This window comes from Janthinobacterium sp. SUN033 (assembly GCF_030397595.1).
Taxonomy (GTDB): domain Bacteria; phylum Pseudomonadota; class Gammaproteobacteria; order Burkholderiales; family Burkholderiaceae_D; genus Janthinobacterium; species Janthinobacterium kumbetense.
Window position 1 is genome coordinate 659,648 of the sequence record NZ_JAPQNV010000002.1, and the last position, 14,596, is coordinate 674,243.

The following is a 14,596-nucleotide window of genomic DNA, read 5'->3' on the forward strand; positions in this document are numbered from 1 at the left end:
AGGCAAGGCCGGCAGCCCGGAAAGGCGCCGGCCATGCCCGCATCCCCTCCTTCTCCCGATACGCCGCTGCAACTGCCGCAACTGCTGGCCTGGCTGCAGGAAGACGGCTTGCTCGACGCGGCGCAAGCGGCCGCCATCGGCGCCCAGGCCGCCCTGCTGCCGGCGCCGGCCCTGCATCCGCTGTGCAGCATCGCCCACGGTGCGCTGACGCTCGACACCCTGTGCGCCTGGCTGGCGCAACGCGCAAGCCTGCCGTATCTGCGCATCGATCCCCTGCACATCGATTTCAGCCAGGTGGCCGACGTCATGACGGCCGGCTATGCGGCCCGCTTCAACATCCTGCCCGTGGAAAGCACGCCGGAGCGCATCGTCATCGCCACGGCCCAGCCTTACGCGCTCGCTTGGCAGGCCCAGCTGGGCAAGCTGGCGCCGCGCAAGCTGAGCCTGGTCATCGCCAATCCGCTGCACATCGCCGATGCCATCGCGCAATTTTTCAGCCTGGCCAGTTCCGTCAAGGTGGCCCGGCAAGCCTCCACGCAAGACCTGGCACTGCGCCAGAATGTCGAACAACTGGTGGAACTGGGGCGCAACAAGGGTAACCTGGACGCCAACGACCAGCACGTGGTGCGCATCGTCGACTGGCTGTGGCAATACGCGTTTGCCCAGCGCGCCTCCGACATCCATCTGGAACCGAAGCGCGACGCGGGCCTCGTGCGCCTGCGCATCGACGGCCGCCTGCACCAGGCCTACCAGCTGCCGCCCGTGGTCTTGCTTGCCATGACGGCGCGCATCAAGTTGCTCGGGCGCATGGACGTGGTGGAAAAGCGCCGCCCCCAGGATGGCCGCATCAAGACGCGCAATGCGCAGGGCCAGGAAATCGAACTGCGTTTGTCGACCTTGCCCACGGCCTTCGGCGAAAAGCTCGTCATGCGCATCTTCGACCCGGAAGTGGCCGTCAAGAGCCTGGCCGAGCTGGGCTTTCCACCCGCGGACGCCGAACGCTGGCGCCAGCTGACGGCGCGCACGCACGGCATCGTGCTGGTGACGGGTCCCACCGGTTCGGGCAAGACCTGCACCCTGTACAGCACCCTGAAGGCGCTGGCCGGCAGCGAAGTCAATGTGTGCACGGTGGAAGACCCCATCGAAATGGTCGAACCGGCCTTCAACCAGATGCAGGTGCAAACCCAGGCCGGCATCGAACTGTCGTTTGCCGATGGCGTGCGGGCGCTGATGCGGCAAGATCCCGACATCATCATGGTGGGCGAGATCCGCGACCTGGCCACGGCCGAGATGGCCATCCAGGCGGCGCTGACGGGGCACCTGGTGCTGTCGACCCTGCACACCAATGACGCGCCCTCGGCCGTCATGCGCCTGCTGGAACTGGGCTTGCCCGCCTACCTGCTGGAAGCGTGCCTGGCCGGCGTGCTGGCGCAGCGCCTGTTGCGCTGCCTGTGCGCGGCCTGCAAGCAGCTGGACGCCGCCCCCGGCGCCGCTGCCTGGCAGCGCCTGACGGGCGGCCAGCTGGAACGGCCGGCCGCAGCGTACCGCCCCGTCGGCTGCGCCCTGTGCCGGCACAGCGGCTACCTGGGGCGGGCCGGCATCTATGAACTGCTGGGCGTGACGGAAACGTTCGGCCAGCTGGTCAAGGCGGGCGCCGACCTGCACGCGCTGCGCCGCCAGAGCCTGCTGGACGGCATGACGCCGCTGCGCATCGCCGGCGCGCGCAAGATCATCGATGGCACGACCAGTCTCGACGAAGTGCTGAAGCTCACGGCGGCCCTGCCGTGAACTTCAGTACTTTCTCGCAGGAATGCTTTGCATTCTTTTTCAACTGATATATAATGCGGCCTCTTTCGGGTCGTTAGCTCAGCTGGTAGAGCAGCGGACTTTTAATCCGTTGGTCGCAGGTTCGAATCCCGCACGGCCTACCACGAATGCGCAGTACTAAAAAGCCAATCCTCCGGGATTGGCTTTTTTCGTTTCCGGCCCCCGGTTATACTGGCCCTTCGTCTTGCCCGCCCTGAAAGAAACGCATGAAACTTGCCGCCACCCTCCTCCTGGCCTGCGCCTGCCTGTCCGCGCAGGCGCAAACGCCCATCGTGCTCGACGGCCAGTACAGCGCGCGCACGGACGAGATGAGCCTGGAGATCATCGGCAACCGCGTCTGCTTCGCGCCCGACAAGGCGCAGTGGGGCCGTTTGCCCCGGCCTGCCGCCACGCACGATGCGTGGTTTTGTTTCAGCAACGATGGCGAGGCGCGGCGGCTGCTGCGCGTGCCAGCGCGCCAGGCCGACAATTGCGGTTGGCAAGCGCGTGCGCGCATCGTCATTGATACGTATCAACCGTATGTGGAGCAAGGCGACGGCAACGACATGGCGCGCCTGGCGTCGGTCGTCAAAGTGGCGCAACCGAACGCCATCGCCTGCGAATAAATCAGTCGAGTTCGTATTCCTGCAGATAACGGGCGAACAGTTCCCCATCGGCCAGCGGACAGGCAAACCCCGCGCCCCAGTCGGCCAGCAGCAACCGTTCCTTCAAGGGCAGCAGCAACAGCTCAGGCATGCCATCGCTGCACCACAGGTCGCACACGATGCCCTTGTCGTCCAGGCCGGCGAACAGGGTTTCCGTGTGCTCGCCGCCAAAGGCCAGCACGTTCTTGCATTCCACCCGGTAACTGCTGTAGCCCGTGTAGACGGCGTCGTAGGGCGGCAAGGCATCGGCCAGCGCCAGGCGCAGCTGGTCCGCCGTGAGGCCCAGCGCGCGCAGCGGCGACGGCGGCGCCTCGGGCACGTAAATGTCCGTCCAGCCGGCGCCGCTGCGGTGCGCGTCGGCGAACGCCTGCTGCTCGCCCATCTGCGTCAGACAGTGCTGTAAATTATCCAGCGGCAACAATTCGATCATGCAAAAATCGTCTTCGTGGTAGTAGGCTTCCCGCATGGCTCAATTCCCCAGCAAATCTTGCAGTTGCACATTGCGCCGCGACGTCAGCCGGCCGGCCCAGGTCTCGCTCGTCACGGATGGATAGCGCACGGCGCCAAAATTCATCCAGGCGTCGCGGTACGCCAGCCACAGCCGCTGGGTGGCACGGATGCCATCCTTGCCCACGGCGCCCGCATGGGTTTCCGCCGGCTTTTTCATGAGCTTGGCGTAGATGGCGTTGAGTTCCTTGTCGAGCGCCGCCGCCTGTTCCTTGGACATGCTTTCCGGCAACTTGCCCGCTTCATACTCGCGCAGATCGTGCGCCAGTTGGTCGAGCTCGGCCGTGCGGGCGGCGATGCTCAGGGCGGCGCGCGCCGTGCCGCTCAAATCCGTTTCATTCGCCGCGCGCGCATCGGCAAACTTGCTTGCCGCCGCCTGCAGCTTTTGCAGCGACGCTTGCGCCACGGCCGGCATGGCGTCGCTGATCTTGCCGGTCGCCTGCGCGCGCACGCGCTGCTTTTGCCGCGCATCGATGGCGCTGCACACACCCATCATGTAGCCGCTGGTAATGTCGTCGCACAGGTCGATCATGCCGCGTCCGCTGGCATTGATCTGCTGCAAGTGTTCGATGCGCCCCTGCATCTCGGCCGGCGCCGCATCGATGCTGCACGCATACTTCAGTGCCAGCAACGGGTCTTTCTGCACGCCCTGCCCATTCTGGTACAGCATCATCAAGACGGCGCTGTTCTGCGTGGCCATGGCGCAATGACGCGCGGGACGCCAGTCGGCCGGCTTGGGCGAGGACATACTCTTGGTATCGTAATACAGGTCCTTTGCCTGGCATTGCTGCAGGGACGCCGCGGCGGACGGCGCCGGCAAGTCGGCCGGCGGCGGCGCCGCATCCTTGACCTTCAGGCAAGCCGCATACCAGGCCGTGCTTTCCGCGTGACCCACGCCCATGGCGCTCGTATTCGGGTACGGTGCGGCGGCAGCGGCAAAAACCGGGGCGGCCAGCAGGCAATTTGCGCCCAGCAATAGCGTTTTCAATAAAGGTAGACTAATTTTCATGTTGAATCGTCGCCAGCGTGAGTAAAGCGGCAAGTTTAACTGATCGGATACGCCCCACCCGTCCGCCATGCGTGCGCCGGCCTGGTAAGTAACGGTACACAGCCTTGGCAGTGCAGGAAACGATAGGCAATAATGTTGCCCGCTGTACTTTTTTCACTACTCCGGACCACGCCCATGACCTCACCCCGTCTTCGCCGTTCCCTCGGCTCGCTGCTGATCGCAGCGGCCTGCGCCTCGCTGGCAACGACCGTCCACGCCGCCGATACCACGCCGGCATCGCCAGTTGCCGCCACACAAACCAACGCCAGGCACGCCATCACGCATGAAGACGTGTGGCTGATGAAACGGGTGGGCGCGCCCGTCGCCAGCCCCGATGGGCGATGGGCCGTGTTTTCCGTGGTCGACAGCGCCTACGACAACAAGGACCAATCGTCCGACCTGTGGATCAAGTCGCTGCTTGACGACAGCCCCGCGCGCCGCCTGACCTCTTCCAAGGGCGGCGAAAGCGCCGTGGCCTGGTCGCCGGACAGCCGCCAGCTGGTCTTCGTTGCCAAGCGCGACGGCGATGAAGCGGGCCAGATTTACCGCCTCGACGTGGCCGCCGGCGGCGAAGCGCAACGCCTGACCTCGCTCACCCTGGGCGCGCGCATGCCGAAATGGAGTCCGGACGGCAAGCAACTGCTGTTCATCAGCGACATCTATCCAGGCAACAAGACGGAAGCCGACGTCAAGCAAAGCGCGAAAGAGCGCAAGGAACGCAAATACAGCGCCCGTTCGTATGAAACGACGGCGCCCCGCTACTTCGACAAATGGCTGACCGACAAGCAAGTGCGCCTGTTCATCGTCGATGCGCAGCCTGATACGAAAGGTGAAAACACGCCGCGCGACATCCTGTCGGGCACGCAACTGGTCACCCTGCCGGGCTTCGGCGGCGGCCAGGGCGACGAGGGACAATCGCTGGACGCCGTCTGGACGCCGGATGGCAAGGCCGTCGTCTTCAACGCGGCCACCAACCGCGATGCGGCCCAGCGCGAAGCCGTCTACTCGCAACTGTATCTGCTGCCCGTGGCGGGCGGCGAAGCGCAGCGCTTGACGCAGGACAAACATAGCTACGGTTCCCTGAAATTTGCCGCCGACGGCAAGACCCTGTTCGCCCTCAGCGACGCGCAAACGCCCGGCAAGGTGTATGACGTGAAGCGCCTGGCCAGCTTCGCCTGGCCGATGAGCAACCCTGCGCCGACCATCCTGACGGCCAAGCTGGACCGTTCGATTTCGCGCTTCGTGCTGCCCGAAGGCGGCAAGCGTGTCCTCTTCAGCTATGAACATGCGGGCCTGGAAAAGCTGTACTCGATCGACGCCAGGGGCGGCGACGTGCGCGAAGAGCCATCCTTGCCGACGGGCACCATCAACTCGCTGAGCAGCGGCGGCAAGGCTTTGGTCGGCGTGTGGGAGTCCGCCATCAACCCGCCGGAAATCTATGCCTTCAACGGCAAGCAGCCGAAACGCCTGACGGCCTTCAACACGGACAAGGCAGATAAGATCGACTGGCAGGCGCCCGAGCACTTCTGGTTCACGACGGCCGACGGCCGCCAGATCCACAATATGCTCGTCAAGCCAGCCAATTTCGACCCGAACAAGAAATATCCGCTGTTTACCGTCATCCACGGCGGCGCGGCTAGCATGTGGCGCGACCAGTTCGTGCTGCGCTGGAACTATCATTTATTGGCCAAGCCCGGCTATGTCGTGCTGCTGACGGACTACAAGGGTTCCACCGGCTATGGCGAGGAATTCTCGCGCTCGATTCAGTTCGACCCGCTGAAGGGCCCGGGCGACGAAGTCAACCAGGGCGTCGATGAAGCCATCAAGAAATATCCATTCATCGACGGCACGAAACTGGCCGCCGGCGGCGCCAGCTATGGCGGCCACCTGGCCAACTGGCTGCAAGCGACCACCACGCGCTACAAGGCCATCGTCTCGCACGCGGGCGAAATGGACCTGATCATGCAGTGGGGCACCAGCGACGGCGGTTTCGGCCGAGAAACGAATGCAGGCGGCCCCGTCTGGTCGAACCTGCCCGTGTGGCGCGACCAAAGCCCGGTCATGCAAGCGGGCAACCACGAAAAAGGCACGGGCTTTACCACGCCGATCCTGATCACCGTGGGCGAGCTCGACTATCGCGTGCCGGCCAACAATGCCTTGATGAACTTTGCCGTGCAACAACGCCTGAACGTGCCGGCGAAATTGCTTGTCTTCCCGGACGAAAACCACTGGATTTTGAAGGGCGAGAACAGCCGCTTCTTCTACAGCGAACTGGAAGGCTGGCTGGCCAAGTACCTCAAATAAGTCCTGAAACGTTCTTGAAAAATGAAAAAGCCAGGCTCCGCACACGCGGGCCTGGCTTTTTTCATGCGGGCTGGGCGGCGGCCACGGCCGCCTTCTGGCGTTGAATTGCCAGCACCATCAGCGCGGCGACGAGGCAGGCGGCGCCGGCCGCGAACAGGGCCGGGTTGTAGGTCAGCATCAGGGTGCGGATACGGCCCGCCCCATACGCGGCCACGGCGGCGCCCAGCTGGTGGCCGGCGAAGATCCAGCCAAACACCATGCCCGCCCGCTCCCGGCCGAACGTGGCCCCCACCAATTTGACGGTGGGCGGCACGGTGGCGATCCAGTCCAGGCCGTAGAACATGGCGAACAGCGACAGGCCGTACAAGGTGAATTCCGAATACGGCAGCCAGAACAGCGACAAGCCCCGCAAGCCGTAGTACCAGAACAGCAATTTCCGGTTGTCATAGCGGTCCGACAGCCAGCCCGACAGGATGGTGCCGAACAGGTCGAAGGCGCCCATCATGGCCAGCACGGACGCGGCCGGCACGGCGGACAGGCCCGAGTCGCCGCACAGGGAAATGAAGTGCGTCTGGATCAAGCCGTTGGTGCTGAGGCCGCAAATGAAGAAGGTGCCGAACAGTATCCAGAAGGTGCGATTCGCGGCAACACTGCGCAAGATCAAAAAGGGCGTGGCAAACGTCATTTTTGCTGCTGTCGGTGGCGCCAGCGGCGTGGCCGGATCGGCGCCATATGGACGCAAGGCCACATCCTGCGGACGGTTGCGCATGCACAGGAAAGCCAGCACGGCGACGATGGCACAGGCGGCAAACACGGGCATGACGGCCGTGCGCCAGCCGTAGTGCTCGATCAGCCAGGCGCCCACGGGCAGGAACAGCAGCTGGCCCGTGGCCGAGCTGGCCGTCAGCACGCCCACCACCAGGCCCCGGTGCGTCTCGAACCAGCGGTTCGCCACCACGGCGCTCAGGACCAGCGCCGTCATGCCCGAACCGAGGCCCAGCAAGATGCCCCACAGGGCCACCAGGTGCCAGAACTGCGTCATGCGCGTGGCCAGCAGCATGCCGGCGGCGATCAGGCCCAGCGCCACGCAGATGATATTGCGCAAGCCGAAGCGCTCCATCAGGATGGCGGCAAACGGGCCCATCAAACCGAACAGCACGAAGCGCACGGCCAGGGCCGAGGAAATCTGCTCCGCATCCCAGCCGAATTCTCGGCTCAAGGGTTGCATCAGCGCGCCCGGCAAGCCCAGCGCGGCCGACGAGGTTAATGCCGTGAGAAAAGTGATGGCGACGATGACCCAGGCAAAGTGCACGCCGCGCCGCTCCAGCCATTGCGAAAAAGGATAGGAAAGCATGCAGTCCCCATGAGAAAAGAGTTAGCCCAGCACCGCCTGCTGGCGGGTTTCTTCCCATGTTATATTATGATCGTAATTTATACAATCAAAAAAAACTGGAGCTGCACTGCTGCGTGCGGCTCCAGCCCTGGCCTTAACATCTGTACAAAATGCGCTTACTTCACTTTCAAGCCATTCTTCACATCCGTCACGCCTTCCACGCCACGGGCCAGCTCGGCCGCTTTTTTCACTTGCGCCTGGGAAGGCACGAAGCCGCTGAGCATGACGACGCCGTTCACCGTTTCCACGTGCACATCGAGCGCTTTCAAGTCATTGTCCTTGACGAGGTCAGCCTTGATCTTGGTGGTGATGACGGAGTCGGCCACGGCCGTCTTGGTGCTGCCGGCCGCGTTGCGCGTCACGCAGGCGGCCTTGGCCGTCGCATCCATGGCGTCGCAATTTTCCTTGGTCGTGGCGGGCGGATTTTGCGCCACATTGGTGCCGGCCCTGGCGCCCGTTTTCGCGTCAGCCAGGGCCGCCGTTTTCGCCGCCTTGGCATCGTTCATGCACGTGGTTTTATCCGCGCCAGTGCGGTCGCCGCACTTGGCCCTGGCCAGGTCATACTCGGCATTGGCGACGTCCTTGCGGGCCTTGCCCAGTTCGCGCGGCGTGTTGCGGTACTGGGCCACGGCGTCCGAATCGGCCTTGGCGCGCGCCACCCTGGCTTCTTCCACGCAGACTTTTTTCGCGTTGCCGCTGTGGCTGTCGCAGGCGGCCTTGGCCTGCTTGTAATCATTTGAAGCCTTGTCCGTCAAACTCTTGTATGAGGCATCCTGCGCATACGCGGGCGTGGCGGCAAGCAAGGCGCTGGCACTGGCGGCCAGCATGAGTGCGATCATTTTGTTCATGATGGTTCCTCTCTGGTTAATTGATGCCCAGATTAGACCCCTGCCGGACGCAAAGCTCCGTGCGACAGCACACGCTGACAGGCCATCCGCGTGAAAAATCATGTTTATTTGTCGCCGCTCAAGCCCTTCCGCCACAATACTTGCGCCTGTTCAAATGGTGAAGCGGAGTCATCAAATGCACCCGCGCCATCGGCCAGCGCCAGCCATGCCTGCGTGGCGTGCGAACCATCCACGGCTTCGCCAGCCGCGCGCACGCCGCGCATCCAGGCCAGCACCTCCTGGTACTGCCCGGGGTGGCGTGCATGCATCCAGGCCAGGGCCACCAGATCCGCATAGCCCTCTTCGCGGCGCGTCTCGCGCAGCTCCTGCGCCAGCGGTGTCAACTTGCCCCGCTGCATGCTGAGCGGCTCGACAAAGCCGCGCGGCAAGGCATGCCAGTCGCCCTGCGCGTAGCGCTGGCAATGGCCGATTTCATGCGCCGTCATCGCTTCGATCATCACACCTTGGCGCGCGGGCAAGACATCTTGCAAGATACCCTCCGCCTGCGCATTGCCGCGCAAGGACAGCACCAGCTTGCAGCGCCCGGCTGCGTAGCCCAGCGCCAGCGGCACGGCGCCGGGGGCCTCCTGCGGCTGGACGATGATATCGATGGGCAAACCTTGCGCACGCGCAAACGCGATCACGGGCTGGCCCGCCTGCAGCCAGCGCACTTCCAGATCCGTGAGACTGGCGGCAGCCACGGCAGGCAAAGGAGATAGGGCGATGAGCAAGCTCATCAACAAAAGCGGATTGGGCATGGGGTCGACAGGACAAATGGGGCAGCAACCATTGCAGGGTAAGCGGCGCGGATATTTCCACAAGGAAAAACTGGCAACTTTTCATAAATAAAGGCGAAAAAAAACCGGCGCAAAAGCGCCGGCTTTTCACACTGATAATAATCAAGCTCGGGCTTATTTCTTCGCCGCCTTGTCCAGTGCGCGGGCCGTGACGAATTCCGGGCGGATATCGTTCGGCACGGCCTTCATCTTGTCCAGCGCCACTTGCACTTCCGGGCGGATGACCACGTATTTGCTCATCATCGCTTGCGCGCGCGCATAGTCGCCCGTCGCCTCGATGGTCAGAAATTCGCGGTCCAGGTCGATCACGGCCTGCTTGATCTTGCTGAAATCGACGCCGAACTTGCCATCGCCCAGCGACACAAAGCCGCCCTTGTCGAGGATGTAATTCATCTGGATGGCCATGCCGCGCGCATGCGAATCCGTCAAGCCGAAATGCAGGGTGCGGAAACCGGAGGCGAGGAAAGTGTTGTACAGCTTGCGCTCGGCCACGTCGCCCTGGCCCAGGGTATCGTTCAGCTGCCCCTTGTCCATCATGTAGCGCAGCGCGAACAGGCCCGTGATGTCGGCCTTGGCTTCTTCGATGGTGGAATACGCTTCCTTCAAGTCCTGGCGCGGCGTCGATGGCTTGCCGTCGACCACGGTCGCGTGCGGGCCCAGGCCGTGCGTGATTTCATGCGCGAGGATGTGCGTGAAGAAAGAATTGAAATCCACGTCCTGCTGCGCTTCGGGCGTGAGCACCAGTTTCGAAATCGGCGTCAGGGTGGCCTTGAACTTGGCTTCCTGCACGTTTTTCAGCATGACGCGCTTGGAGCCGCGCGCGCTGATGATGCGCTCGTCGTTCGGCAGGTTGTAGGCCGCCGTCTGCACGGCCATGTTGCCGTCGCCCGCGCCATACACCTGGTTGACCACCACCATCGGCGCCAGCGCGCCCACTTTCGGGTTGCGGTACTGGGCGTCGAGCGGCAGGTTGTCTTCCAGCTCCTGCATGTGCTTGGCGAAGAAGTTCAGCTTTTGCGTTTCCGCCTGGTCGCGGATGTTCACGTAGGCTTCAAACGCGGCCTTGTAGCCGAACAGCTCGTCGTTATACGTTTCGTACGGGCCGATGGTGATGTCGACGGGCGAATCGAGGTCCATCCAGGCGAAGTCGGACGGCAGATAGTCGTTGTCGAGGAAAGCCTTGGCGCGCAGGGTCAAGAATTTCTTCAGCGATGCATTGTCCGTGGCGGCCGCCGCTTCGTCGAGCAATTTGGCCAATTGCTTCAGTTCCACCTTGTATTCATCCGAATATTTTACTGTGTGGTATTTGCCGTCCTTGCCCGCGCGGATGGTCGTGAAAAACCATTGCGCCTGCTGCTTGTCGTCCGCCGGCAAGCCATTCATCCACGTTTCCAGGCTGGCCTTGGTGGCGCCCTGCGGATAGAAGTTGCCCGCTTCCGGCTTGTGCGCGGGAATCGTGATGCCCGCATAGCTGGCCGGCATGAACGAGGCGTGGGCGTCGAGCACCGACCAGGGACCCTTGTTGATCCAGAAATAGTTCAGACGGGCCTGGCCCAGGGCCGACTTGTCCTTCTTCAAGGCCACCCACAGCGCTTCATTGCCGGACCAGCGCTGGCGCAGCTGCAGCACGTCGACCAGCTTGGCCGCCTCGACCAGCTTGGCGATGGCCTGGCGGTCGCCCGCAGACAGGTGCGTGACGTCAGCCGTCAGCGCGACGGGCGCATAGCGGGCGCTCATGGCGGTCAGTTGTGCGGCGGTGGCCGGGGTTGCCGGCGTGGCTGCCTGTGGCGCGGCGCAGGCGCTGCCGACGGCGGCGGCCATCAGCAGGGGAATCAGGATGTTTTTCATGGGGCCTCGGTGTGTGGTTCACAGCAAGCAAGCGCCCCGCACCATCACGGCGCGGCCGCTTCCTTGTTCAGCCTGCGATTGTCCCACCTGCCCCATGGCATGGCAAGCGGCTTACCAGACCTTGTACACCTGCCCCGTCTGCGCCCCTTCCACGCTGCGGCTGTAAGCCAGGGCCACGCGGCTGGCGGCGACCGGTTCGAAGCCGTAGAAGAAGGGGCCATACGACTCCAGCGACTCTTCCAGCACCGTGGGGCTGACGACGTTGATGCGCACGCCGCGCTGCAACTCGATGGCGGCGCCCCGCACGAAACCTTCCACGGCCGCGTTGGTCATGGTGGCGGCCGTGCCGAAGCGGATGGGCTGGTCGGCCACGATACCGCTCGTGAGCGTGATCGAGCCGCCGTCGTTCAGGTATTCCTGCGCCACCAGCGCCACGTTGACCTGGCCCATCAGCTTGCTGTCCAGGCCCAGCTGGAATTGCTCGGGCGTAAATTCGGCCAGGGGGCCGAAATGCAGCTTGCCGGCCGTGACGACGACGGCATCGACCTTGCCGATGCGCTTGAACAGGGCGCGCACTTGCACGATGTCGCCCATGTCGGCCTGGTGCGTGCCGCTGCGGCTGCCCACCTCGATGATTTCATGGCGTTGCGCCAGTTGGGCGGCGACGGCCGTGCCGATGGTGCCGCTGGCGCCGATGATAACGATTTTCATGATGCTTCCTTGTCTGGTTGAACGATGGAGCCAGTATGCGCCGCTTACAAAAAGGAATAAATACGCTAGAATTTACAAGATTACTAATCTACAGTTTGCAATCAAGGCGCCATGGATAAATTGCGCAGCATGGAAATTTTTGTCGCCGTCGTCGATGCGGGCAGTTTCACGGCCGCCGCCGAAGCGTTCCAGATTTCGCCCGTGATGGTGGGCAAGCACATCAAATACCTGGAAGAGCGGCTGGGCGCGCGGCTGCTGGCGCGCACGACGCGGCGGCAAAGCCTGACGGAAATCGGCCAGCAATATGTGGAGCAGTGCCGCCAGATTTTGGCCAGCATCCATGCGGCCGAACGGGGTGCGGAAGCCATGCGCACGGCGCCGCGCGGCAAGCTGAAGATCACGGCGCCCGTGTCGTTCGGCAGCGAGTGCATCGCGCCGCTGCTGGCCGACTACCTCGATGCGTATCCGGAAGTGAGCCTGGAATTGAACCTGAACGACAGGACGGTGGACCTGGTGGAAGAAGGATTCGATGCGGCCATCCGCATCGGCAAGCTGGAAGATTCCGCCATGGTGGCGCGCGCGCTGCGGCCGTATGCGATGGTGATCTGCGCCGCGCCCGCCTACCTGGCCAGACACGGCACGCCGCGCACGCCGGCCGATCTGGCGCGCCACGAATGCCTGGACTTCATGCAGTGGACGCGCCATGTGCGCTGGCGCCTGGCCAGGAGCGGCGACGATGACGGCAGCCCCGTGCGCGAGAGCCGCTTCCGTTCGAACAATGGGCAGGCGCTGCGCGTGGCGGCCCTGCACGGCTTCGGCATCGTCATGCAGGCGGAAATCCTGATGGCCGGCGATATCGCCGCAGGCAAGCTGGTGCCGCTGCTGGCCGACTACGTGCCGGCACCGCGCCCCATGCACCTCGTGTATGCGCGCGACCGCCAGCCCACGCCGAAGCTGACGACTTTCATCGATTTTCTGCTGGAACGCTACGGGCCGGCGGCGACACCGCCGCCGGCCACGCTCACGTAACTAGTTGAATTGACTTACCATTTTTTGCTCATGGTTGACATTGCGACACCTGAGAAAACCGTAGCGAGCGGCAGTGATTTGTGGCCGAGAAGCGCAACCGTACTTTAGTACGGTGAGCATCGCCGGCCGCAAAGCGCGACGCGCAGTAGGTTTTATCTGGTGTCCTTCAATGCTGCCAGCCGGCACCAAGGGACCTGGCCACGGCGACCGTCGCCAGCAGGCGCTGGGTCTTGATCTGCGCGGCGGCGCGGTCCGCCGCCAGCGAGCTGCGCTGCGCATCGGTGACGTCCAGGTAGGTCGAGATGCCGCGCTCGTAGCGCGTGCGCGCCACCAGGTAGGCGCGCGCCGCCGCTGCCTGCGACAGGGCCTGGGCGTCGCCCTGCAACTGGCGCTGCTCCACGTCGGACAAGGCGTCTTCCACTTCGCGCAAGGCCGTCAGGAGCTTGGTTTCATGATTCGCCACGGCTTCCGCATAGCGCGCCTTGGACAAATCCAGGTTGGCCTGGTTGCGGCCACCGTCGAAGATGGGCAGGGACAGGGCCAGCGGACCAAAACTGAACTGGCGCGAACCGCCCTGCGCCAGGTCGCGCAGCTTTTCGGACGCGTAACCGAAATTGCCCGTCAATTGCAGCGACGGGTAAAACGCGCCTTCGGCCACGCCCACCTGCGCATTCGCCGCGCGCAGGCCCGCCACGCTGGAAACCAGGTCCGGACGGTGCGCCAGCAGGCTGGCAGGCAAGCCGACAGGAATACCTGGCGGCAGCGGCAAGGACGAGGGTTCGGCGGCCACCGGCAGCTGCAGCGCCGACGGCGGCTTGCCCGTCAGGGTGGCCAGGCTGTTTTCCAGCTGGTTGCGCTGGCGCTTGACTTCATGCAGGTCGGCTTGCGCGTTCGACAGTTCCACTTTCGCGCGCGCCAGGTCCAGCTCATTCGTCAGGCCCGCGTTGAAGCGCGCCTCGACCAGCTGGGCCGATTCGCGGCGCGTATCGAGCGCACCGTTCAAAATGGCCATTTCCGCGTCCAGCCCCCGCAGCTGCCAGTAATTGCTGGCCACTTGCGCCGACAGCATCAGCAGCACGCCGTCGCGGTCCGCCTGCGCCGCCAGCGCCTGCGAGTCCGCCGCTTCGACCATGCGTTTGACGCGGCCCAGCAAGTCGACTTCATACGACAGCGTGCCGCCGACGGAAAAATTGTTGCCGCTGATGGAGCGGTTTCCCAAGGCCAGGCCCTGCGAGGTGTTGGCCGAAGTGCGCGAGTTCGAGATGCCCGTGCTGACGTTCACGCTCGGGCCCTGGTTGGCGCGCGCCGTGCCGCTTTGCGCCAGCGCCTGCAGCAGGCGTTCGCCGGCCGCTTTCACGCTCGGGTTGTCGCGCAGCGCGGCTTGTTCCAGCCGGTTCAGGGTGTCGTCGCCGAACACGCTCCACCATTCGGCCGGCAATTGCGCGGCGTCCGCGCTACCCGCGCCGTGGCGGAACGTGGCCGTGTCGGTGCCGGCCAGATTGGCGGGCGCCTTGAAATCCTGGCCCACGGTGCCGCAGGCGGCAAGCAGCACGGCCAGCGAGGCGGCTGCGGCGATTTTGGTCATAACTGTGTTCATGATG

General features: G+C 64.1%; 13 protein-coding genes and 1 tRNA gene. 6 read left to right on the forward strand and 8 right to left on the reverse strand.

Annotation, left to right across the window (positions count from 1 at the left end):
* Nucleotides 1–33 precede the first annotated feature (33 nt).
* The 3 genes from OX460_RS11605 (at nucleotide 34) to OX460_RS11615 (ending at nucleotide 2,432) form a co-directional block, all read left to right on the forward strand.
* Entirely contained in the window at nucleotides 34–1,788 is a 1,755-nt protein-coding gene (locus OX460_RS11605) for a GspE/PulE family protein (protein WP_289898695.1), read from the forward strand.
* A gap of 67 nt (nucleotides 1,789–1,855) precedes the next feature.
* Nucleotides 1,856–1,931, forward strand: a tRNA-Lys gene (locus tag OX460_RS11610).
* A 102-nt stretch (nucleotides 1,932–2,033) separates the two neighbouring features.
* Nucleotides 2,034–2,432: a hypothetical protein gene (locus OX460_RS11615; protein WP_289898696.1), complete on the forward strand. Its 399-nt coding sequence runs from the start codon at nucleotides 2,034–2,036 to the stop codon at nucleotides 2,430–2,432.
* 1 nt (nucleotide 2,433) lies between these two features.
* Here OX460_RS11615 and OX460_RS11620 read toward each other — a convergent pair whose 3' ends face one another.
* Both OX460_RS11620 and OX460_RS11625 read right to left on the reverse strand, forming a co-directional pair.
* The gene (locus tag OX460_RS11620) at nucleotides 2,434–2,937 is read right to left on the reverse strand and encodes a hypothetical protein (protein WP_251350669.1); all 504 of its coding nucleotides are present in this window, start codon (nucleotides 2,935–2,937) and stop codon (nucleotides 2,434–2,436) included.
* 3 nt (nucleotides 2,938–2,940) lie between these two features.
* Complete coding sequence (locus tag OX460_RS11625; RefSeq protein ID WP_289898697.1) at nucleotides 2,941–3,987, reverse strand: lysozyme inhibitor LprI family protein; 1,047 nt, start codon at nucleotides 3,985–3,987, stop codon at nucleotides 2,941–2,943.
* 174 nt (nucleotides 3,988–4,161) lie between these two features.
* Here OX460_RS11625 and OX460_RS11630 point away from each other — a divergent pair, with 174 nt between their 5' ends.
* Nucleotides 4,162–6,330 (forward strand): S9 family peptidase, encoded by a 2,169-nt coding sequence (locus OX460_RS11630; protein WP_251350667.1) that lies wholly within the window; start codon nucleotides 4,162–4,164, stop codon nucleotides 6,328–6,330.
* Nucleotides 6,331–6,391: 61 nt separating this feature from the next.
* Here the strand turns inward: OX460_RS11630 and OX460_RS11635 are convergent, their stop codons facing one another.
* The 3 genes from OX460_RS11635 to OX460_RS11645 form a co-directional block, all read right to left on the reverse strand.
* Nucleotides 6,392–7,684 carry an MFS transporter gene (locus OX460_RS11635; RefSeq protein ID WP_289898698.1) on the reverse strand — a complete coding sequence of 431 codons (1,293 nt, stop codon included), beginning with the start codon at nucleotides 7,682–7,684 and terminating at the stop codon, nucleotides 6,392–6,394.
* A 155-nt stretch (nucleotides 7,685–7,839) separates the two neighbouring features.
* Nucleotides 7,840–8,571, reverse strand: a complete 732-nt coding sequence (locus OX460_RS11640; RefSeq protein ID WP_289898699.1) for a BON domain-containing protein — start codon at nucleotides 8,569–8,571, stop codon at nucleotides 7,840–7,842.
* 104 nt (nucleotides 8,572–8,675) lie between these two features.
* Complete coding sequence (locus OX460_RS11645; RefSeq protein ID WP_289898700.1) at nucleotides 8,676–9,347, reverse strand: hypothetical protein; 672 nt, start codon at nucleotides 9,345–9,347, stop codon at nucleotides 8,676–8,678.
* On the opposite strand from OX460_RS11645, the gene OX460_RS11650 reads away from it, so the two are divergent.
* The gene (locus tag OX460_RS11650) at nucleotides 9,334–9,459 is read left to right on the forward strand and encodes a hypothetical protein (RefSeq protein ID WP_289898701.1); all 126 of its coding nucleotides are present in this window, start codon (nucleotides 9,334–9,336) and stop codon (nucleotides 9,457–9,459) included. The genes OX460_RS11645 and OX460_RS11650 overlap by 14 nt on opposite strands.
* Nucleotides 9,460–9,521: 62 nt before the next feature.
* Here the strand turns inward: OX460_RS11650 and OX460_RS11655 are convergent, their stop codons facing one another.
* On the reverse strand, nucleotides 9,522–11,255 hold the full coding sequence (locus OX460_RS11655) for a hypothetical protein (protein ID WP_289898702.1): 1,734 nt from the start codon (nucleotides 11,253–11,255) through the stop codon (nucleotides 9,522–9,524).
* A gap of 111 nt (nucleotides 11,256–11,366) precedes the next feature.
* Nucleotides 11,367–11,966 carry a short chain dehydrogenase gene (locus OX460_RS11660; protein WP_099394496.1) on the reverse strand — a complete coding sequence of 200 codons (600 nt, stop codon included), beginning with the start codon at nucleotides 11,964–11,966 and terminating at the stop codon, nucleotides 11,367–11,369.
* A gap of 111 nt (nucleotides 11,967–12,077) precedes the next feature.
* On the opposite strand from OX460_RS11660, the gene OX460_RS11665 reads away from it, so the two are divergent.
* Nucleotides 12,078–12,995 carry a LysR family transcriptional regulator gene (locus OX460_RS11665; RefSeq protein WP_251350662.1) on the forward strand — a complete coding sequence of 306 codons (918 nt, stop codon included), beginning with the start codon at nucleotides 12,078–12,080 and terminating at the stop codon, nucleotides 12,993–12,995.
* Between the two features lie 166 nt (nucleotides 12,996–13,161).
* Here the strand turns inward: OX460_RS11665 and OX460_RS11670 are convergent, their stop codons facing one another.
* Complete coding sequence (locus tag OX460_RS11670; protein ID WP_289898703.1) at nucleotides 13,162–14,580, reverse strand: efflux transporter outer membrane subunit; 1,419 nt, start codon at nucleotides 14,578–14,580, stop codon at nucleotides 13,162–13,164.
* Between the last annotated feature and the right edge of the window lie 16 nt (nucleotides 14,581–14,596).